This window comes from Paralimibaculum aggregatum (assembly GCF_030270585.1).
In the GTDB taxonomy this organism is placed as follows: Bacteria; Pseudomonadota; Alphaproteobacteria; order Rhodobacterales; family Rhodobacteraceae; genus Thermohalobaculum; species Thermohalobaculum aggregatum.
On record NZ_BSYI01000017.1, the window covers coordinates 12482 to 31581 of the forward strand.

Genomic DNA, 19100 nt, shown 5'->3' on the forward strand with positions numbered 1-19100 from the left:
GGACAGGGGCGGGACGCATCGGCGGCGGCATCAGCGGCGCGGCGGCGGCACCGGGTCGTAGCCGTCGCCGCCACCGGGGTGGCAGCGGCCGATGCGGCGCAGGACGAGGAGCGTGCCCCTGACCGCCCCGTGGGTTTCCAGGGCCTCGAGCGCATAGGCCGAGCAGGTCGGCTGGAAGCGGCAATGCATCCCCACCCAGGGCGAGAGCACCAGGCGATAGGCGCGCACCGGCAGCGCGAGGACCCAGGCCACGGGGCTCACGACGCGCCCTTCCCCGGCCGGGCCGCGGGCCGCGGTTTCGGCGGGCGGTGCACCTTCTCGAGCGCAACCGCCACGTCCTCCACGAGCACGGTCCAGGGCCGCGCCACCGTCGCCCCCGGCCGCCCGATCAGCACATAGTCCCAGCCGTCGCGCGCCGCCGGCACCAGCGCCGCGCGCGCGGCCTCGCGCAGCCGGCGCTTGGCGCGGCTGCGGGTCACGGCATTGCCGATCTTCTTGGAGCAGGTGAAGCCGAGCCGCGGCGCGCCGGCCGCATCGGGCCCGCGCTGCCGCGCCTGCAGGATCAGCCCGGGGGCCACCCATTTCCGCGCCCTGGCGCAGGCCAGGAAGTCGCGGCGGAGCTTGAGCGTCTCGATCCCGGAGGCGGAACCGGGCACCGGCGCCCGGCCCTCGGGGGGCGGGGCGCTGCCGGTCTCCTGCGTGCCGGGCGCGGTCATGCCGACCGCCGCCGGTCAGGCAGAGAGGCTCTTGCGACCCTGCGCGCGGCGCCGGTTGAGGATCTTGCGGCCGTTCTTCGTTGCCATCCGGGCGCGAAAGCCGTGGCGGCGTTTGCGCACGAGCCGGCTCGGCTGATAGGTGCGTTTCATTGTCGTCTCCAAAGCGCAGATGCCGGCGCGGCCCCGCAAGGGGGCCGAGGCACGGCGGTGATCTCGGATCACGTCGCATATCCGCAGGCCGGGCGGCTGTCAATCTGGCAAGGCCGGTCTCTCGCCCGGAATGCACCCGTTCACCCCGGGATCAAGCCGGCGTGACAGTGCCTCCCCGCCGCTGGTCCGACGGCATAGGATGGGCCATGTGTCGGGTCACGCCGCAGGAGGAGACCGGTCCATGACCCACATCACCGAGGAGAGCGCCATGGCCGCGCCGACAGAGAGTTGCCCGGAATGCCCCCCCGCGCGGCGTGCGGCAGGGCGCGGCGGCTGGCTGCGCCGTCTGCCGCTGCTGCTGATCGGCCTCGGTGCGGCGGCGGGGCTGGTCTTTGCCAGCGACTATCTGAGCTTCGACGCGCTGGCGGCGCATTACGAGGAGCTGCGCGGCTGGCGCGACGCCAACTATCCGCTCGCCGCGCTGGCCTTCGTGGCGGCCTATGCGCTGGTGGTGGCGTTCTCGATCCCCGGTGCGATCTGGCTGACGCTGCTCGGCGGGCTGCTGTTCGGCACCTGGACCGGCGCGGCGCTGGTGATCGCCGCGGCCACGCTGGGTGCCACGGGAATCTTCCTCGCCGCGCGCACCGCCCTCGGCGACTGGCTGAAGAGCAGGGCGCAGGGCTGGCTCGGGCGGCTCGAGCGGGGCTTTCACGAGGGCGAGGTGAGCTTCCTGCTGATCCTGCGCCTGCTGCCGGTGGTGCCGTTCTGGGTGGCCAACCTGGCGCCGGCCTTCCTCGGCGCGCGGCTCGGCACCTTCGTCTGGACGACATTTCTCGGGATCATGCCGGCGACGGTGGTCTACACCTCGGTGGGGGCCGGGCTCGGCACCGAGATCGCCGAGGGCCGCAAGCCGGATCTCGGGGTGATCTTCGAGCCGCATATCCTCGGCCCGCTGATCGGGCTGGCGGCGCTCGCGGCGCTGCCCGTGGTGCTGCGCCGGCTCGGCCTCGGGCTCGGCACGAAGAAGGAGAACAGCGATGCCTGATGCAGGTGGACAGGCCCCCGTGCTGACCCCGGATCTCTGCGTGATCGGCGCGGGCTCGGGCGGGCTCTCCCTGGCCGCCGGCGCGGTGCAGATGGGCGCCTCGGTGGTGCTGGTGGAAGCCGGCCGGATGGGCGGCGACTGCCTCAACTACGGCTGCGTGCCCTCCAAGGCGCTGCTGGCCGCGGCGAAACGCGCCGAGCAGGCGCGCCGGGGCGGGCTCGGCGTCGCGCCGGCCGAACCGCAGATCGACTATGCCGGCGCCATGGCGCATGTGCAGGCGGCGATCGACGCCATCGCCCCGCATGACAGCCAGGAACGCTTCGAGCGGCTCGGCTGCACGGTGATTCGCGCCGCCGGCCGCTTCGTCTCGCCGCGCGAGGTCGAGGCCGGCGGGCAGCGCATCCGCGCGCGCCGCTTCGTGGTGGCCACCGGCTCCGGCCCCTTCGTGCCGCCGATCCCGGGGCTGGCCGAGACGCCGCACCTGACCAACGAGACACTCTGGGAGCTGCGCGAGCGCCCGGGTCACCTCGCGATCCTCGGCGGCGGGCCGATCGGCATGGAGATGGCGCAGGCGCATGTCCGCCTCGGCTGCCGGGTGACGGTGATCGAGGCGGCAACGCCCCTCGGCGGCCATGACCCGGAGCTGGCCGCGGTGGCGCTGGACCGGCTGCGCGCCGAGGGGGTGGAGATCGTCGCCGGCAAGGCGGAGCGTGTCTCCGGCGCGCCCGGCGCGGTCACGCTCCATCTCGAGGGCGGCGGCGAGGTGTCCGCCAGCCATCTGCTGGTCGCCACCGGGCGCCGGCCGAACCTCGAGCGGCTGGATCTCGCGGCCGGCGAGGTCGAGCACACCCCGCGCGGCGTGACGGTGGACAAGGGCCTGCGCTCGACCAGCAATTCCCGCGTCTATGCCATCGGCGACGCCGCCGGCGGGCTGCAGTTCACCCATGTCGCGAGCTACCATGCCGGGCTGGTGGTGCGCTCCGCCCTGTTCCGCCTCCCGGTGCGCGCGAAGGACGATCACCTCCCGAAGGTCACCTTCACCGACCCCGAGATCGCCGAGGTCGGGCTGACCGAGGCCGGGGCGGCGACGCGCGGCGAGACGGTGGAGATCCACCGCGCGCCCTTCTCGGGCAACGACCGTGCCATCGCCGAGGGCGAGACCGAGGGCCTGGTCAAGCTGATCGCCAGCCCGAAGGGCCGCATCCTCGGCGCCGGGATCGCCGGGCCCCATGCCGGCGAGCTGATCCAGATCTGGTCGCTGGCGCTCTCGAAGGGACTCAGGGTCAAGGACATCTCCGGCCATGTCGCCGCCTATCCCACCCTCGGCGAGAGCGCGAAGCAGGCCGCCGGCGCCTATTTCAGGCCCCGGCTCTTCGAGAGCCCGATGGTCAAGCGCGTCGTCCGCCTGCTGGCCCATTTGGGCTGACACATTCTCATACGCAGGCTAAGGTGTCTGGCGGAAACCTCGGGCACTGGGGACGGAATGGGCTTCCTGCGCGGCGTGTCGGGGCGGCTGCTGATCGTCACGCTCCTCATCGTGATGCTGGTGGAGGTGGTGATCTTCATCCCCTCGGTGGCGCGCTTTCGCATCGACTATCTCAACGAGCGGCTGGCACGGGCCGAGATGGCGGTGCTGGTGATGCTGGCCTATCCGATGGGCATTCCGGATCTCGACATGCAGCGGGCGCTGCTCGAGAAGGCCGAGGTCTCGACCATCGTCGTGCATCGCGACGGCGCGCGGGCGATGATGCTGGCGCCGGACCCGCCGCAGATGGTCGAGAGCTCCTACGACCTGCGCAGCATGATGTCGGTGGAGTTGGTCGCCGATGCGCTGTCGCGGCTGGCCTCGCCGCCGGGGCCGCATTACGTGCGGGTGATCGGGATGCCGCCGCAGGGCGCCGAGGCGCTGGAGATCACGCTCGACGCGGCGCCGCTGCGCGCGGCGATGCTCGACTACGGCCTGCGCATCCTGCGGCTCTCGCTGATCATCTCGGTGCTGACCGCGGCGGTGGTGTTCCTCGCGATCCGCCGCACCGTGGTGGCGCCGATGACCCGGGTGATCGACAGCATGAAGAGCTTCCAGCAGAACCCCGAGGACGCCACCCGGATCATCGAGCCCAAGGCCAGGATCGGCGAGCTGGCCGAGGCCGAGCAGGCGCTGGCCGGGCTGCAGCGCGACGTGCAGGGCGCGCTGAAGGCGCGGGCGCGGCTGGCCTCGCTGGGCGAGGCGCTGGCCAAGATCAGCCACGACCTGCGCAACATGCTGGCGGCGCAGCAATTGCTGTTCGACCGGCTGGAGACCTCCTCAGACCCGACCGTGGTGCGGGTGATGCCGAAGATGCTCGCCACCCTCGACCGGGCGATCCGCCTGTGCCAGCGCACGCTGGATTTCGGCCGCGCCGAGGAGACCGCGCCGGAGCTGCGCGAGGTGGCGCTGGCGGCGCTGGTGCACGAGGTGGCGGAGACCCTCGGCCTCGGGCCGGACACGGTGCCGGTGGCGGTGCGCATCGAGGTGCCGGGGGAGCACACGGTGCCGGCAGACCCCGAGCAGCTCTACCGCGTGATCGCCAACCTGATGCGCAACGCGGCGGAGGCGCTCGCCGAGTCGGGCCGGCGCGGCGAGATCACCGTCAGCACCGCCCGCGAGAACGGGCTCGAGCGGATCTGCATCGCCGATACCGGGCCGGGGCTTCCGGCGCGGGCGCGCGAGCACATCTTCAAGCCCTTCCGCGGCGGCGCCCGGCGCGGCGGCACCGGGCTCGGGCTCGCCATCGCGCATGAGCTGGTGGCGGCCCATGGCGGGCGGCTCGAGCTGCTGCGCTCGACCACCGAAGGCACCGTCTTCGAGATCCGCCTGCCGCGCAGCGCAGCGGCCGGGACCGCGGCGCGCGAGGCCGCCCGCGCCGGCTGATCCGCCCGCCGCGACCGCAGCGCGCAGCCGCTCCGGCTCGTATCCGACTTGATTGCTCGGCTATTCTGTGCTGAATCCCGAGCGTCATGATCAGGATTGGCCGCGCAACCCGTCGCGGCCCGACCCAAGGGAGACCCAGATGACCCGTCACGCCCTGCTCGCCGCCGCCCTCGCGGTCGCGCTCGCGGCCCCGGCCATGGCCGAGGGCGAGCTCAATCTCTACTCCTCCCGCCACTACGACACCGACGAGCGGCTGTATTCCGACTTCGAGGCCGAGACCGGCATCAGGATCAACCGGATCGAAGGCAAGGCCGACGCGCTGATCGAGCGGATGAAGGCCGAGGGCGCCAACTCGCCGGCCGATGTGCTGATCACGGTCGATGCCGGCCGGATCTGGCGCGCGGTGGAGGCGGAGCTGCTGCAGCCGGTGGAGAGCGAGACCCTCGACACCCGCGTGCCCGCGGCGCTGCGCCATCCGGGCGGGCTGTGGTTCGGCATCTCCTCGCGCGCGCGCATCATCTTCTATTCCAAGGAGCGCGTCGCCGAGCCGCCGCAGACCTATGCCGACCTGGCCGACCCGAAATACAAGGGCATGATCTGCACCCGCTCGAGCTCCAACATCTACATGCTCTCGCTGATGGCCTCGCGCATCGCGCATGACGGGCCGGAGGCCGCCAAGGCCTGGGGCGAGGGCCTCTGGGCCAACCGCGCCCGCGAGCCGCAGGGCGGCGACACCGACCAGCTGCGCGGCATCGTCTCCGGCGAGTGCGACATCGCCATCGCCAACACCTACTACTTCGCCCGCGGCCTGCGGAAGGACGTGCGCGACCTCTCCGACGGCATCGACGGCATCGGCTGGGTGTTCCCCGACCAGGACGGCGACGGCGCGCATGTCAACATCTCCGCCGCCGCGGTCGCCCGGCATGCGCCGAACCGCGAGAACGCGGTGAAGTTCATCGAGTATCTCGTCTCCGACTCGGCGCAGGAATACTTCGCGGCAGGCAATGACGAGTTCCCGGTGGTCGAGGGCGTCGGGCTCTCCTCCTCGGTGAAGCAGCTCGGCGCGTTCAAGGCCGACGAGCTCAACCTCTCGGCGCTCGGCGAGTATCAGCCGCAGGCGCAGGCGATCTACGACGAGATCGGCTACAAGTGATCCGCCGCGGCCCCTCCGGGGGCCGCGATGCCGGCCGAGACGCGCCCGGTCCTCCGCTGGAGGGCCGGGCGTTGCCGTTCCGCGGCGCAGGGCTTAGGAGGGGCGCGAGCAGGCCGCACTCCGGAGGTGCCCCCCGTGACCGACAACCGCGCGACGGACGCGCGCCCGACCGCCGAGGGCAGCCGGCTGCGCCTCGCGCTCTCGGCGGGGATCGCCGCGGCATCGGTGGCGGTGTTGCTGGTGGCGCTCAAGCTCTGGGGGCTGCTGGCCACCGGCGCGCTGACCATCGGCGCCAGCCTCGCCGACAGCGCCGCCGATCTCCTGATCTCGCTCGGCGCGATCGCCGCCATCCTCTATGCCGCCCGCCCGCCGGACGAGGACCATGCCTTCGGCCACAGCGCGGCGGAGGATCTCTTCGCGCTGGCACAGGCGCTGCTGGTGGCGGGCTCGGCCGCGGCGATCACCTGGAGCGCGCTCGGCCGGATCGGCCACCCGGCAATGCTCGGCAGCGAGGCCTCGGGCATCGCGGTGATGGCGGCGGCCAGCATGCTGACCCTCGGCCTGGTGCTCTGGCAGTCCCGCGTGGTGCGCCGCACCGGCTCGCAGATCGTCGCGGCGGACCGGCTGCACTATCTCTCAGACCTGGTGCCCAATCTCGCGGCCATCGCGGCGCTCGCCGCCTCCCGGCTCTGGAGCGTCGCCTGGCCGGACACCGCGCTCAGCCTGCTGGCTGCCGGAATGCTGCTGGCCGGCGCGCTGCGCATCGGCCGGCGCGCGGTGGACGGGCTGATGGACCGCGAGGCGGATGCGGAGACCGTAGCCACGATCCGCGGCATCGCCGAGGGGCACGAGGGGCTGGCCGGCTACCACGACCTGCGCACCCGGCGCTCCGGCTCGCGGATCTTCGTGCAGATCCATGTCGAGATCGACGGCGCCCGCAGCCTGCGCGAGGCGCACGACATCGGCGCGCGGCTGCGCCGGAAGATCATGGCGGCGGTGCCGGACGCGGATGTGATCGTGCACAAGGACCCGGCCGGCCCCGGCGCCTGAGCCCCGATCAGCGCGCGTGCCCCGGGCGGGAGCGCCGGATCTCGCGCGCCAGCAGCATCACCGGCAGGCAGCCGAAGCCCACGATCACCAGGCTCGGCACCGCGGCCTGCGCCAGCCGCTCGTCGGCGGCGAGGCGATAGGCCTGCACCGCCAGCGTATCCATGTTGAAGGGCCGCATGATCAGCGTCGCCGGCAGCTCCTTCATCACGTCGACGAAGACGATCAGCGCGGCGGTGAGCAGCGAGCCGCGCAGCAGCGGCGCATGTACCCGCGCCAGCGTCGCCGCCGGCCCGTGGCCGAGGGTGCGCGCGGCCTGGTCCATCGCCGGGCGGATCGTCGAAAGCCCCGCCTCCACGGCATTGAGCGCCACCGCCATGAAGCGCACGGAATAAGCGAGCAGCAGCGCCGCCATGGTGCCGGTGAGCAGCAGCCCGGTGGAGACCCCGAGATGCGCCCGTGCCAGCGCGTCGAGCCCGTTGTCGAAGGCCGCGAGCGGCACCAGCAGCCCCACCGCGATCACCCCGCCGGGGATCGCATAGCCGATGCCGGCCATGGTCGCCGCGGCGCGGCTGACCCGCCCCGGCGCGAGGCGCTCGGCATAGCCGATCAGCAGCGCCGCCAGGACGGTGATCGTGGCCGCCGAGCCCGCCAGCACCAGCGAGTTGCGGGCGAAGCCGAGATAGCGCGTCTCGAAGGGGCTCTGGCCACTGTCCACCCCCATGCTGACCAGCATCGCCAGCGGCACCAGCACGCCGAAGATCACCGGCACGCCGCAGAGCGTCACCGCCGCCGCCGCCTGCCAGCCGGTGAGCCGCGCCACCCCCAGCGCCTCGTAGCGCCGCCCGGCCTGGTGGCGCTGCGCCGCGCCGCGCTGGGCGCGCTCGAGCCCGGCCAGGGTCAGCGCCAGCATCAGCAGGCAGGTGGAGAGCTGCGCCGCCGCCGCCCGGTCGCCCATCGAGAACCAGGCGCTGTAGATCCCGGTGGCGAAGGTCTGCACGCCGAAATGCGCCACCGTGCCGAAATCGGCGATGGTCTCCATGGCGGCGAGCGCGATGCCGGCAACGATCGCCGGGCGTGCCATCGGCAGGCTGATCCGGAAGAAGGCCGACCAGGGCCCCGAGCCGAGCGTGCGCGCGACGTTCATCGCGGTCGGGCAGCCCTGCAGGAAGGCGGCACGGGCGAGCAGATAGACATAGGGATAGAGCACGAGGATCAGCATCGCCGCCGCGCCGGGCATCGAGCGGATCTCGGGGAACCAGTAGTCCCGCGGCCCCCAGCCGGTCACGTCGCGCAGGGTCGACTGCACGATGCCCGGATGGTCGAGCAGGTCGGTATAGGCATAGGCCAGCACATAGGCCGGGAAGGCCAGCGGCAGCGCCAGCGCCACCTCGAAGAGCCCGCGCCCGGGGAAGCGGCAGGCGGTCACCAGCCAGGCCGCGCCGGTGCCGATCAGCGCGACCCCGGTGCCGACGATCAGCAGCAGCCAGAAGGTGGTGAGCGCATAGCGCGGCAGCACCGTGGCGGCGAGGTGGCTCCAGGTCTCGAGATCGCCGAAGGCCGCGGTGATCGCCACCGAGACCGCCGGCCCCGCGATCAGCGCGGCGAGGATCCAGGCCGGCCAGACCAGCGCCCGCGCCGCCTTGCCGCCGAGCGCCGAGGCCCGCATCCGGAAGCGCGCGCCCGCCGCCGCGCCATGCCCGCCCTGCCCCTCGATGGTCCCGCCGCTGCCGGCCATGCCGCCTCCGTGTCACGCCTGAGTGTTTAGCTAGGGCATTGGCCATGGGGTCTGCAATGCCCGCCGCTTGACAAATGCGCGGGTTGCGCAAAGCGTGATCGCCGCAGGCGGCACGGCTGGCCGAGGGAGGGTTTGATGACGGTGGCAACCGATGGCGGCGCGCCGGAGCTGTCGATCTCGCGGCTGATCCCGGCGGCGCCGGCGGCGATCTGGCAGGCTTGGGCGGCGCCGGAGATGCTGCGGCGCTGGATCGCGCCGTCGCCGGTCGAGGTCACCTGCTGCGCCATCGAGCTGCGCCCCGGCGGCGCCTTCGACCTGACCATGCGCCTGCCGGACGGCACCGAGATGCCCAGTCGCGGCTGCATCCTCGAGGCGGCGGAGAACGCCCGCATCGTCTCGACCGATGCGATGACCGCCGGCTTCCGCCCGGCACCGAAGCCGTTCATGACCAGCATCGTCACGCTGGAGCCGGAAGGCGCCGGCACGCGCTACACCATGCGGGTGCTGCATGTCGACGAGGCCGGCCGCGCGCAGCACCTCGCCATGGGTTTCGAGACCGGCTGGGGCCAGGTGCTCGACCAGCTCGCGGCACTGGCGACGGGGCTCGAGGGCTGAGATCGCGGCACGGTCCGGCGCCCTCCCCCCAAGCTTGACATTCGCGGGGCGAGCGCGGACGGTCAGCGCAGTGTGCGCATCCAAGCGCGCCAGGGAACCGACAATATCTCTTTGGCACGAGCCAATTTCGGGAGAGTACGCATGACCTTTCTCCGCCCCATAGCCGCGGCAGCCGCGGCGCTCGTGCTGGCGCTCGGCGCGCCGGCATCCGCACAGACACTGAAAGTCGCCTATGACGCCGACCCGGTCTCGCTCGATCCGCACGAGCAGCTCTCCGGCGGCACGCTCCAGCTCAGCCACATGGTCTTCGACCCGCTGGTGCGCTGGACGCAGGATCTTTCCTTCGAGCCGCGCCTCGCCACCTCCTGGGAGCGCGTCGACAGCGAGACCATGCGCTTCAAGCTCCGCGAAGGGGTGAAGTTCCATTCCGGCCGCGAGATGACCGCGAAGGACGTCGTCTGGACCTTCGACCGCCTGAAGACCTCGCCCGACTTCAAGGGCATCTTCGCGCAGTGGGCCTCGATGACCGCGATCGACAGCCACACCGTGGAGCTCAAGACCGAGGGCCCGAGCCCGCTGGTCCTGCACACCGCGACCTATGTCTTCCCGATGGACAGCGAGTTCTACAAGGGCAAGGCCGAGATCATCAAGCACGGCGACAGCTTCGCCAGCCAGAACATGTCGGGCACCGGCCCGTTCACCCTGGTCGAGCGCGAGCAGGGCGTGCGCGTCGTGTTCAAGCGCTTCCCCGGCTACTGGGACACCGAGAGCCCGGGCAACGTCCAGGAGATCGTGCTGACCCCGATCAAGGAGGCGCCGACCCGCGTCGCCGCGCTGCTGGCCGGTGATGTCGACTTCATCGCCCCGGTGCCGCCGACCGATCTCGAGCGCATCGAGAACGACCCGAATGTCGATCTCATCACCATGACCGGCACCCGGATCATCACGCTGCAGCTCAACCAGGACCGGGTCGAGGCCTTCAAGGATGCCCGCGTGCGCAACGCCATCGTGCATGCGATCAACAACGAGGGCATCGTCGCCAAGATCATGAAGGGCTTCGGCACCGTCGCCGCGCAGATGTCCCCCGAGGGCTATCTCGGCCACAACCCGAACCTCAAGCCCCGCTTCGACGTGGCCGCGGCCAAGAAGCTGATGGAGGAGGCCGGCTACGGCGACGGGCTCAAGGTCACGATGATGTGCCCGAACAACCGCTACGTGAACGACTTCAAGATCTGCGAGGCCTCCGTGGCGATGCTCGCCAAGATCGGCATCGAGGTCGACCTGACCACCATGCCGAAGGCGCAGTACTGGCCGAAGTTCGACGAGCGCGCCGCCGACATCATGATGATCGGCTGGCACTCCGACACCGAGGACTCGGCGAACTTCTACGAGTTCCTGGCGATGACGGTGAACACCGAGACCGGCCGCGGCCAGTACAACTCGGGCAACTACTCCAACGCCAAGGTCGACGAGCTGACCGAGGCGAGCCTGACCGAGACCGACGAGGCCAAGCGCGCGGCGATGCTGCAGGAGGTCGAGCAGATCCTCTATGACGAGGCCGCCTTCGTGCCGTTCCACTGGCAGGATCTCGCTTGGGCCGCGAAGAAGGGCGTCGGCGCTGCCGCCATCGTCAACGCGATGAACTTCCCCTATCTCGGCGATCTCGTCATCGAGTGAACCGGGGCCGCGCGGCGCGGGGCAGAGGCCCTGCCCGCGCGCGCCAGGCGATCAGGCCCCGGCCCCAGCGGCCGGGGCCTTTTTCATGCGCGGCACGGGAGGCTTGCGATGGGCACCTGGGGCACCGGGCTTTACGCCTCCGATCACGCCGCCGACCTGAAGGCGACGGTGGAGCAGCATCTGCGCCTGCCGCTGGAGCCGGAGGCGATCCTCGCGATGCTCGCCGCGGCGCAGGGCCTCGCGCTCGGGGACGAGCCCGCCGAGGCCGACGACGCCGCCTTCTGGCTGGTGCTGGCGGACCAGTTCCACCGCCACGGGATCGACCATCCCGCGCTCATGGTCAGGGCCGGCGGGATCATCGAGAGCGGCGCCGATCTCCGGCTGAACGAGGCGCACGGGATGTCGCCGGCGGATCTGCGCCGGCGCGCCGCCGCGCTGGAGAAGCTCCGGGCGAAATGGGCAGTGCCGGCAAGGCGCCCGGTGCGCCGCAAGCTGCTGACGCCGGAGCCGCTGCTGATGCGGGCCGGCGAGGTCTGGAGCTATCTCACGGTCGAGCACAACCGCCCGCGGGCGGTGCTCGAGACCCCGGCCACGAGCCGCGCCGAGGCCGCGCCGGACGGACGCCGGGCCTTCGCGGTGCTCGCCGCGGGCCATGCCTTTCACGGCATGTTCGCGCGCTACCTGCTGGCGCCGCTGGAGATCTACCGCCCGCATGGCGAGCCGCCGCCGGATCTCGACGCCTCCCTTGCCGCGCCCTTCCTCTGCCAGGCGCATCTCCTGCAGCGCTGGTTCCGCCCGCTCGCCGGCTGGGCGGCGCGCGACGCCGAGGCACAGGCGCTGCTCGGCGCCGAGCGGCTCGGCCGGGTGCCACTCGACACCGCCCGCCTCGCCGCGCTCTTCCCGCAGATCGGCGAGGCGCCGCCGGAGGCGCCGCAGTTCCAGCTCGACCCGCTCGACTGCAATCCCGGCATCGGCTCGGCCACCGCCCGCGGCTATGTCTGGGCCGATGTCGAGGCACGGCACATTCCCAGCCTCGGGGAGTTTGCGCTCGGCGCGTGACGCCTGCCGCCGCGTCGGCCGGCGCGGTGGCGGCGTTCCCGCCCTCAGATCCGCTCGCGCAGCAGCCGCGCGGCGACATCCTCGCCGAAGGCCCCGGCGCGGCGCTCCAGCATCGCGACATAACCGCCGGAGAACTGGGCGAAATAGGTCTCCGAGGCCGGCATCCGCAGGAAGTCGCGATAGCGTTCCAGCTCGGCATTGTCGAAGCCCGCATAGGCCCCGGCATAGATCGCGTCATAGGGCGCCTGCAGCAGCCCGCGGAACGCCTCCGGCCCGCACTGGCAGGCCTCCGCCAGCTCCGCCTCGCCGAGGCGCGGTCCGGCGCCGCCGGCCGCCAGCATGCCCCGCGCCATCGCCATGTTGAAGCTGCTGAGCGCCATCGCCCCGATCTCCACCGCATGGGTCGCGCCCTGGATCTCGCGCAGCAGCGCGCGCCGGGCCGGGTCTTCCTCGCCGAGCCGGTCCCAGCGCGCCCCGCCTTCGGAGAGCAGCTCCCCGACCGCCTCCGGATCGGCCATCGCACGCTCGGCATCGGCGATCCGGGCACCGAGATCGCTCTCGGCAAAGGCGAGCATATGGGCCACCGTCGCCGGCGCCATCGCCGCGAGAATGCCGCGGAAATCCGCCAGGATGCCATCGGCCGGGAAATGCAGCGGCGCCGCCGCGGTCCAGGCCTCGGCAAGCTCCGGGGAGGTCTCCGCGAGCTGCGCCGCCGGCGGCCCGGTGAAGCTGCGCGAAACGCCTTCGGCCAGCTCGGGGAAGTGCACCGCCTCGACCAGGCGGGAGACCGGGTCCTCCGGCGCCTCGGCCCGCGCCCCGGCGGGGGCGAGGGCCAGGAGTGCCAGGGCGAGGACTGCGATGGCAGTGCGGATGCGGGCAGACGCGGGGCGGGTCATGGATCCTCCGGTCGGGGCATGGTCGGGCGCGGGCACCCTAGCACGCCATCGGTTAACCATGTCCCACCGAAACGCGCCAGAGCCGGCCATCCGCCACCAGCCCCGCCCAGCCATGGGCGATGTGCTCCATGCGCAGGCTGTGCCCGCCGCCGTGCAGGCAGAGCTCGAGCCGCGCACCGCCGAGGCCGCGCCGGGGGGTGCAGGCGAGCCCCTCCGGCGCGCCGGGCGCGAGTGCCTCCGGGCCGAAGCCGCCGCTCCGGGCAAAACACGGCCGGCGCTGCCGCCACCGCCCCCTGCAGCTTGTCTCCGATGGCGTGCCTGCAGAGCGGCACGATGCGGTCGGCCCGGCCAAGGATGTGCACGACGGAGACCGACCGCACCCCGGTCTCGCGGCGCTCCGGCACCGGCACCCGGAAGATTCCGGCCACGGGAATGCAGCCCATGAGCCGCGGCGGGCCGCGGCGGGCCAGGGTCCAGACCATCAAGCCTCCCCCGAGAAGCCGGTGGCGACGATGCGCCTCGGAGCGTCCGGGTGACGCCCCGCGAGATCGGCCAACAGAGCATCCGCATGGACGCGCGCGTCGGAGCTAGGCACCCGGCTGTGCCCCGGCATGTTGGCGATCTGCCAGTCGTCACCATCGAACTGCACCGCGACGAGGACGGCGCCGAGCCTCTCGGCGAGCGCCGGGCTGCGCATCGCCGCCGCCGCAGGGCCGCGATAGCCGTGTTGGTAGAGCAGAACCGGGACAGGGGCCCCCATGGCAGCCTTCGTGGCGGCCGCCGCGGGCAGGCGGATACGGTAGCTCCGCGGGCCGGCAGGCTACTCGATCGCGCAGTCGCTCTGCGGACAGCAGGCAGCGGCAGGCGACGCCAGGACCCAGGAACGGCGCAAGGCGCAGCAGGACGGCGACGGCAGCATGGCAGGCAAACCGCATCCGGCAGACCCCCGGTTGCAGAAGCGCATGGCCCCTTTGCGGGGCACGGCATCAGGTGCGCAATCACGATGCCGTTCGTGGAAGGTGAGGACGCCGCCGCCCGCTTCTCCCGCCAGCGGCAAGCGGGTGGCACTGCGCCTCCGGCGCGCGCCGCGGGGGCGCCGCGTCCACTGTCACGCAGGTGGCACCCGAACCACCCGCGGCGCGTGACCGCCGGGAGCGCCGGTGGCAGCCGGTCTGGTGGCAATCGGCGCAACATCGCCCCCGCGCCGCGAGCATGACATCGGCAGCCTGCGCCCGGCCCGACGCGGCGCCCCCGCGAACCGCCTTGCGGGTCGCAATCCCGATCTGCTGTCTTAGCTCTCACCGCCGAGGAGGTGACCCATGACCGCAACGACCCCCGCGCCGACGGCAGCCGAGAACGCGAGGCCGCCGCAGCGCCGCGGCAGCACCGCTGGCGAGGCGCTCAATCTCGCCGCGCTGACGCTGTTCAAGCTGGCTGACGGGCTGATCAATCCCAAGCTCGTGCTCTCCTGGCTGCTCAGCGCGCTCGGCGCGCCGGCCGGCGTCGTCGGCGCGCTGGTGCCGGTGCGCGAGGCCGGTGCGCTGCTGCCCCAGCTCGCGCTCGCCCCGCGGATCCGTGCCGCCCGCCAGCGCAAGCGCTTCTGGGCGCTCGGCGCCGCGCTGCAAGGGGTCGCGGCCCTCGGCATCGGCCTCGCCGCGCTGACCCTCGAGGGGCTGGCCGCCGGCCTCGTGATCCTGGCCCTTCTCGCGCTGTTGGCGGTGGCCCGCGCGGTCTGCTCGGTGAGCCACAAGGACATGCTGGCCCGCACCGTCGCGGAGGACCGCCGGGGCCGCATCACCGGCCGTGCCGCCAGCCTCGGGGCCGCCGCGGTGCTCGTCTTCGGCGGGCTGCTCGCCAGCGGCATCCTGCCGCTGACCCCCACGGCGATCGCCGGCGCCGCGCTGGTGGCGGGCCTGGCCTGGCTCGGCGCCGCCGCCACGGCCCTCGCCCTCAACGAGCCGGCCGATGCGCCGCGCGGCGGCGGCCGGACGCACGGGCTTCGCGAGCTGATCGCGCCGCTGCGCAGCGACCGCCAGCTCGGCCGTTTCGTGCTGGCCCGCGCGCTGCTCACCCCCACCGCCTTCGCCCTGCCCTTCCTGGTGATGCTCTCGCATACCGGCGATGGCGGTACCGGCCTCGGCAGCCTCGGGCCGCTGGTGATCGCGGCCGGGATCGCCTCCATCGCCTCGGGCTGGATCTGGGGCCACCTCGCCGACCGCTCGAGCCGGAAGGCGCTGGCCCTTGGCGGCGCCCTCGCGGCCATCGCGCTGGCTGCCGCCGCTGCCACGGGGGCGCCGACCGGCGGGCTCGGCGGCATCGCCGGGGCGGTGCTGGCGGTCGCCGCGGCGCAGACCGGCTATGAGGGCGTGCGCACCGGGCGCAAGATCTATCTGACCAACATGGCCGACGACGACCGCCGGGCGCTCTACACCGCGCTCTCCAACACCGCGATCGGGGCGGTGCTGCTGCTCGGCGGCGGGCTCGGGCTGGTGGCGGATCTCGCCGGGCTGCCGGTGCTGCTCGGCCTGCTGTCCGCGGTCACCGCCGGTGGCGCGGCGCTGGCCTGGACCCTGCCGGAGGCCGAGGGCCGCGCATGAAAAACCCGGCCGGTGCGGCACCGGCCGGGTCGTTGCGTCTCGCAGGGCCGGCTGTGCCGCCGGCCGGCCGGGCCGAAGCCTCAGCCGACGATCTCGGTGCCGGAGAAGAAATAGGCGATCTCGATGGCGGCGTTCTCCTCCGAATCGGAGCCGTGCACCGAGTTCTCGCCGATCGACAGCGCGAACTCCTTGCGGATGGTGCCCTCGGCCGCCTCGGCCGGGTTGGTCGCGCCCATCACCTCGCGGTTCTTCGCCACCGCGTCCTCGCCCTCGAGGACCTGCACCACGACCGGCGCGGAGCTCATGAAGTCGGTCAGCTCGCCGTAGAACGGGCGCGCGGCATGCACTTCGTAGAATTTCTCGGCCTGCGCCTTGGTCATGTGGATGCGCTTCTGGGCAACGATGCGCAGGCCCGCATCCTCGAGCTTGGCATTGATCTTGCCGGTCAGGTTGCGCTTGGTGGCATCGGGCTTGATGATGGAGAAGGTGCGGGTCACGGCCATGGCCTCGGTCCTCGTTCGCTTGCGTCGGTTGGGAATGGGCGAGGGCCGCGCCCCCGCATTCGGCGAGGCGCCTTTAGCATGCGCTTCTCCCGGGGAAAAGCACCAACGGTCACCGGGCGGGCGCCGATCCGCCGCGCAGCGGCAGAGATTTTTCTGTGAGATCCTGCCCGGCGTTCTAATTCTGCGGCAGCGGGCGGTCCTCGAAGACCGCGACGAAACGACAGGGAACGACATCCATGGAAGAGAACATGACCATCGCGGCCATCGCCGCCGGCAGCCCGGATTTCACGCTGCTGGCCGCCTTCCTCGAGACCGCGGAACTGACCGCGGCGCTCGACGATCCGGAGGCCGACCTCACGGTTCTGGCGCCGACCGATGCGGCCTTCGTGCAGCTCGCCGCCGATCTCGGCTATGACGGCGACAGCGCCGATCTCGATGCGGTGGCCGCCTTCCTCACCGCCGCGCTGGCCGATCTCGACGACGAGGGCGACGCGGTGGCGGTGCTGACCGATGTGCTGCTCTACCATGTCTCGCCCGGCGCGAAATCCGCTTCGCAGATCTTCGAGACCGCGAGCATCGACACCCTGCTCGAGGGCGCCGCGATCACCGCGCAGCAGGGCCGTCTGATCGACCTCGAGCCGGATCTGCTCGACGCCTCCATCGCTTCGGCCGACATCGCCGCCTCCAACGGCACCATCCAGGCGATCGACCGGGTGCTGGTGCCGCTCGACATCCCCGGCAACGACACGCCCTCGATCCTCGACATCGCCGCCGGCACGCCGGGCTTCGAGGTGCTGGCCGCGGCGCTCGAGGCGGCCGGGCTCGACGAGCTCTTCGACGACCCGGATGCCGAGTTCACCGTATTCGCCCCCACCGATGCGGCCTTTGCCAACCTCGCCGTGGCGCTCGGCTTCGAGGGCGACACCGCCGACACCGACGCGGTCTTCGCGGCCATCGCCGATGGGCTGGCCGACCTCGCGCCGGATGACGACCCGATCCCGCTGCTCGCCGACATCCTCAGCTATCACAGCGTGCCGGAGGCGCTCTCGGTCGCGGCGCTCGCGGCCCTGCCCAGCGTCGGCACCCTGCTGCCGGGCGCGCTGGTGATCGTCACCGGTGACGGCACCGTGATCGACGCCGAGCCGGAGGTGCCGAACCCCGCCTTCGTCGAGGGGCTGACCGACCTGCCCGCCTCCAACGGCACGGTGCAGCCGATCGACGGCGTGCTGCTGCCGCTCGACCTCCCCGACCCGGCGCCGGCCGAGACCATCGCCGACATCGTCGCGGCCTCCGGCGACGGCTTCGATGGCAACAACGACGATTTCGACATCCTGCTCGCCGCGCTCACCGCCGCCGATCTCGTCTCGGCGCTCGGCGGCGCGGATGACGACTTCACCCTGTTCGCCCCGACCGATGCCGCCTTCCAGTCGCTCGCCGCCCAGCTCGGCGGCGACGGCAGCACCGAGGAAGCCGCCTTCGACAGCATCGTCGCGGCGCTCACCACGCTCTCGGGCGAGGCGGCGGACCCGATCCCGCTGCTGTCCTCGGTGCTGCTCTACCACGTGATCGACGGCAGCTTCTCGCGCACCGAGCTGGCCGGCAGCCCGGCGCTCGCCTCGATGCTCGGCAGCGCCCCGTCGGTCGATGGCGCGGGGCTCACCGACGAGGACCCGGGCTTCGCCGATGCCAGCTTCATCGACGCCGCCTCCGACATCCGCGCCGCCAACGGGCTGCTCCAGGCGATCGACGAGGTGCTGCTGCCGCTCAACGTGCCGGACGCGACCGATGCCATCGGCACCGGCGACGACGACGTGCTGGCGGTCTCCGAGGGCATCCTCGTGGTCGATGGCGGCTCGGGCACCGACATCGCGGTCTTCGCCGGCCCGCTGGAGGCCACCGCCTTCGGCTATATCGACGGCGGCTTCACCGCCACCACCGACGGCACCTCGGTCGCGCTGCTCAATCTCGAGAGCTTCCAGTTTGCCGACGAGACCGTGACGGTCAGCGACGACCCGCTCGCCGCCTCGGTGTTCCGGCTCTACGGCGTCGGGCTCGGCCGCGAGGGCGACATCGCCGGCGTCACCTTCTGGACCGATGTAGCCGCCGAGGACGGGCTCGACATGGTGGCCGAGGCGATCCTGGCGTCGGACGAGTTCCTCTCGCTCTTCGGCGGCGAGGTGCCGAACGACGACGAGATCGTCGAGGAGTTCTACGGCAACTTCCTCGGCCGCGCGCCGGACGAGGCGGGCGAGGCCTTCTGGCAGAACGCGGTGGACACCGGCGTGATCGACACCGCCGGGCTGCTGCTGGCCTTCGCCGAGAGCCCGGAGTTCCGGAACCTCACAGAGAACACCACCGATGACGGGGTGCTGCTGCTCGCCTGACGCCCGGCAGAACCCGGGAGGCGGGGTCCGCCGGGCCCCGCCCACCCTGCAGCCGCTGCACCGGAGATCACCGTTGCGCCCCCCTTCGCCCGGCGGACCCCGCCTCCCTCCCGGCACCGCCGCGCCCCGTGGCGCCCCTGGCGCCCGGTGCCAGAGGTCGCAGGGGCGCCCGATTGCGCGGGGTGAACGGCCGGGCTAGGCTCCGCCCCATGCTGCGGCTCCGCCAATCTCTCGCCCTCGGGCTCGTCGTCTGCCTGCTCGTGCTGCGCCTTGTCGCGGGCACGGCGCTGGCCGCGCCGAAGCCGGCGGAAGAGGGGCTGATCGCGCTCTGCCTCGGCGGGCAGATCGTCTATGTCGCGCTCGAGGGCTATGACGGGCCGACCGAGCCCGGCCCCGACGGCGGCGAGACCCAGGCCGCCGATCCCTGCCCCTGGATGGGACTCGGCCCGGCGCTCGCCGATGCCGGCCTGCCCGACCTGCCCCGGCCCGCGCCTGCCGCGGCAGCGCGCCCGCGGCTCGTGCCGCCTCCGGCGCCGGCCCGCACCGGCCTGCGCGCGCATCCCCCGCGGGCCCCGCCCGCCGCCTGACCGCACCCGACGGAACCACCTT

18 protein-coding genes are annotated in these 19100 nt (G+C 72.6%); 11 read left to right on the forward strand and 7 right to left on the reverse strand.

The genetic code is table 11. The features are described from left to right. Window positions 1-30: 30 nt before the first annotated feature. The 3 genes from yidD to rpmH are packed head-to-tail and all read right to left on the reverse strand — an operon-like array spanning window position 31 to window position 866. The gene (yidD, locus tag QSJ97_RS11930; RefSeq protein ID WP_285671995.1) at window positions 31-261 is read right to left on the reverse strand and encodes a membrane protein insertion efficiency factor YidD; all 231 of its coding nucleotides are present in this window, start codon (window positions 259-261) and stop codon (window positions 31-33) included. Further along, the gene (rnpA, locus tag QSJ97_RS11935; RefSeq protein ID WP_285671996.1) at window positions 258-716 is read right to left on the reverse strand and encodes a ribonuclease P protein component; all 459 of its coding nucleotides are present in this window, start codon (window positions 714-716) and stop codon (window positions 258-260) included. Before rnpA ends, yidD begins: the two co-directional genes overlap by 4 nt. Before the next feature lie 15 nt (window positions 717-731). Continuing rightward, window positions 732-866 carry a 50S ribosomal protein L34 gene (gene rpmH, locus QSJ97_RS11940; RefSeq protein ID WP_285671997.1) on the reverse strand — a complete coding sequence of 45 codons (135 nt, stop codon included), beginning with the start codon at window positions 864-866 and terminating at the stop codon, window positions 732-734. A gap of 241 nt (window positions 867-1107) precedes the next feature. Here rpmH and QSJ97_RS11945 point away from each other — a divergent pair, with 241 nt between their 5' ends. From QSJ97_RS11945 to QSJ97_RS11965, 5 genes are all read left to right on the forward strand, one after another. Then, a complete protein-coding gene (locus tag QSJ97_RS11945) occupies window positions 1108-1911 on the forward strand; it encodes a TVP38/TMEM64 family protein (protein WP_285671998.1) in 804 nt (267 codons plus the stop codon). Then, window positions 1904-3337 (forward strand): dihydrolipoyl dehydrogenase family protein, encoded by a 1434-nt coding sequence (locus QSJ97_RS11950; protein ID WP_285671999.1) that lies wholly within the window; start codon window positions 1904-1906, stop codon window positions 3335-3337. The genes QSJ97_RS11945 and QSJ97_RS11950 overlap by 8 nt, the downstream gene beginning before the upstream one ends. A 57-nt stretch (window positions 3338-3394) precedes the next feature. Then, window positions 3395-4822 (forward strand): sensor histidine kinase, encoded by a 1428-nt coding sequence (locus QSJ97_RS11955; RefSeq protein ID WP_285672000.1) that lies wholly within the window; start codon window positions 3395-3397, stop codon window positions 4820-4822. A 139-nt stretch (window positions 4823-4961) separates the two neighbouring features. Next, window positions 4962-5975 (forward strand): Fe(3+) ABC transporter substrate-binding protein, encoded by a 1014-nt coding sequence (locus QSJ97_RS11960; RefSeq protein WP_285672001.1) that lies wholly within the window; start codon window positions 4962-4964, stop codon window positions 5973-5975. A 135-nt stretch (window positions 5976-6110) separates the two neighbouring features. Then, the gene (locus QSJ97_RS11965; protein ID WP_285672002.1) at window positions 6111-7025 is read left to right on the forward strand and encodes a cation diffusion facilitator family transporter; all 915 of its coding nucleotides are present in this window, start codon (window positions 6111-6113) and stop codon (window positions 7023-7025) included. 7 nt (window positions 7026-7032) lie between these two features. On the opposite strand, the gene QSJ97_RS11970 is transcribed toward QSJ97_RS11965, so the two are convergent. Further along, window positions 7033-8691 (reverse strand): ABC transporter permease, encoded by a 1659-nt coding sequence (locus QSJ97_RS11970; RefSeq protein WP_285672077.1) that lies wholly within the window; start codon window positions 8689-8691, stop codon window positions 7033-7035. A gap of 204 nt (window positions 8692-8895) precedes the next feature. Here QSJ97_RS11970 and QSJ97_RS11975 point away from each other — a divergent pair, with 204 nt between their 5' ends. From QSJ97_RS11975 to QSJ97_RS11985, 3 genes are all read left to right on the forward strand, one after another. After that, on the forward strand, window positions 8896-9375 hold the full coding sequence (locus QSJ97_RS11975; protein WP_285672003.1) for an SRPBCC family protein: 480 nt from the start codon (window positions 8896-8898) through the stop codon (window positions 9373-9375). A gap of 141 nt (window positions 9376-9516) precedes the next feature. Further along, complete coding sequence (locus tag QSJ97_RS11980; protein ID WP_285672004.1) at window positions 9517-11052, forward strand: ABC transporter substrate-binding protein; 1536 nt, start codon at window positions 9517-9519, stop codon at window positions 11050-11052. A 108-nt stretch (window positions 11053-11160) separates the two neighbouring features. Further along, window positions 11161-12111 (forward strand): hypothetical protein, encoded by a 951-nt coding sequence (locus tag QSJ97_RS11985; protein ID WP_285672005.1) that lies wholly within the window; start codon window positions 11161-11163, stop codon window positions 12109-12111. Between the two features lie 44 nt (window positions 12112-12155). On the opposite strand, the gene QSJ97_RS11990 is transcribed toward QSJ97_RS11985, so the two are convergent. Then, on the reverse strand, window positions 12156-13007 hold the full coding sequence (locus QSJ97_RS11990) for a hypothetical protein (protein ID WP_285672006.1): 852 nt from the start codon (window positions 13005-13007) through the stop codon (window positions 12156-12158). 481 nt (window positions 13008-13488) lie between these two features. After that, on the reverse strand, window positions 13489-13767 hold the full coding sequence (locus QSJ97_RS11995; RefSeq protein WP_285672007.1) for an alpha/beta hydrolase family protein: 279 nt from the start codon (window positions 13765-13767) through the stop codon (window positions 13489-13491). 559 nt (window positions 13768-14326) lie between these two features. Between QSJ97_RS11995 and QSJ97_RS12000 the strand changes: the two genes are divergently transcribed. Next, a complete protein-coding gene (locus QSJ97_RS12000; RefSeq protein WP_285672008.1) occupies window positions 14327-15604 on the forward strand; it encodes an MFS transporter in 1278 nt (425 codons plus the stop codon). 80 nt (window positions 15605-15684) lie between these two features. Here QSJ97_RS12000 and ndk read toward each other — a convergent pair whose 3' ends face one another. Continuing rightward, window positions 15685-16107 carry a nucleoside-diphosphate kinase gene (gene ndk / locus QSJ97_RS12005; RefSeq protein ID WP_285672009.1) on the reverse strand — a complete coding sequence of 141 codons (423 nt, stop codon included), beginning with the start codon at window positions 16105-16107 and terminating at the stop codon, window positions 15685-15687. A gap of 248 nt (window positions 16108-16355) precedes the next feature. Between ndk and QSJ97_RS12010 the strand changes: the two genes are divergently transcribed. Next, window positions 16356-18491 (forward strand): fasciclin domain-containing protein, encoded by a 2136-nt coding sequence (locus QSJ97_RS12010; RefSeq protein ID WP_285672010.1) that lies wholly within the window; start codon window positions 16356-16358, stop codon window positions 18489-18491. A 209-nt stretch (window positions 18492-18700) separates the two neighbouring features. Next, window positions 18701-19078 (forward strand): hypothetical protein, encoded by a 378-nt coding sequence (locus QSJ97_RS12015; RefSeq protein ID WP_285672011.1) that lies wholly within the window; start codon window positions 18701-18703, stop codon window positions 19076-19078. Window positions 19079-19100 lie beyond the last annotated feature (22 nt).

Bases quoted from the DNA above. Each gene is read 5' to 3' on its own strand.
- QSJ97_RS12000 (WP_285672008.1), top strand. From the start codon at position 14,327: ATGACCGCAACGACCCCCGCGCCGACGGCAGCCGAGAACGCGAGGCCG.
- QSJ97_RS11955 (WP_285672000.1), top strand. From the start codon at position 3,395: ATGGGCTTCCTGCGCGGCGTGTCGGGGCGGCTGCTGATCGTCACGCTC.
- QSJ97_RS11980 (WP_285672004.1), top strand. From the start codon at position 9,517: ATGACCTTTCTCCGCCCCATAGCCGCGGCAGCCGCGGCGCTCGTGCTG.
- QSJ97_RS11970 (WP_285672077.1), bottom strand. From the start codon at position 8,691: ATGCGGGCCTCGGCGCTCGGCGGCAAGGCGGCGCGGGCGCTGGTCTGG.
- QSJ97_RS11945 (WP_285671998.1), top strand. From the start codon at position 1,108: ATGACCCACATCACCGAGGAGAGCGCCATGGCCGCGCCGACAGAGAGT.
- QSJ97_RS12010 (WP_285672010.1), top strand. From the start codon at position 16,356: ATGACCATCGCGGCCATCGCCGCCGGCAGCCCGGATTTCACGCTGCTG.
- QSJ97_RS11985 (WP_285672005.1), top strand. From the start codon at position 11,161: ATGGGCACCTGGGGCACCGGGCTTTACGCCTCCGATCACGCCGCCGAC.
- QSJ97_RS11995 (WP_285672007.1), bottom strand. From the start codon at position 13,767: ATGGGGGCCCCTGTCCCGGTTCTGCTCTACCAACACGGCTATCGCGGC.
- rnpA (WP_285671996.1), bottom strand. From the start codon at position 716: ATGACCGCGCCCGGCACGCAGGAGACCGGCAGCGCCCCGCCCCCCGAG.
- ndk (WP_285672009.1), bottom strand. From the start codon at position 16,107: ATGGCCGTGACCCGCACCTTCTCCATCATCAAGCCCGATGCCACCAAG.
- QSJ97_RS11960 (WP_285672001.1), top strand. From the start codon at position 4,962: ATGACCCGTCACGCCCTGCTCGCCGCCGCCCTCGCGGTCGCGCTCGCG.
- QSJ97_RS11990 (WP_285672006.1), bottom strand. From the start codon at position 13,007: ATGACCCGCCCCGCGTCTGCCCGCATCCGCACTGCCATCGCAGTCCTC.
- QSJ97_RS11950 (WP_285671999.1), top strand. From the start codon at position 1,904: ATGCCTGATGCAGGTGGACAGGCCCCCGTGCTGACCCCGGATCTCTGC.
- rpmH (WP_285671997.1), bottom strand. From the start codon at position 866: ATGAAACGCACCTATCAGCCGAGCCGGCTCGTGCGCAAACGCCGCCAC.
- QSJ97_RS11975 (WP_285672003.1), top strand. From the start codon at position 8,896: ATGACGGTGGCAACCGATGGCGGCGCGCCGGAGCTGTCGATCTCGCGG.
- QSJ97_RS12015 (WP_285672011.1), top strand. From the start codon at position 18,701: ATGCTGCGGCTCCGCCAATCTCTCGCCCTCGGGCTCGTCGTCTGCCTG.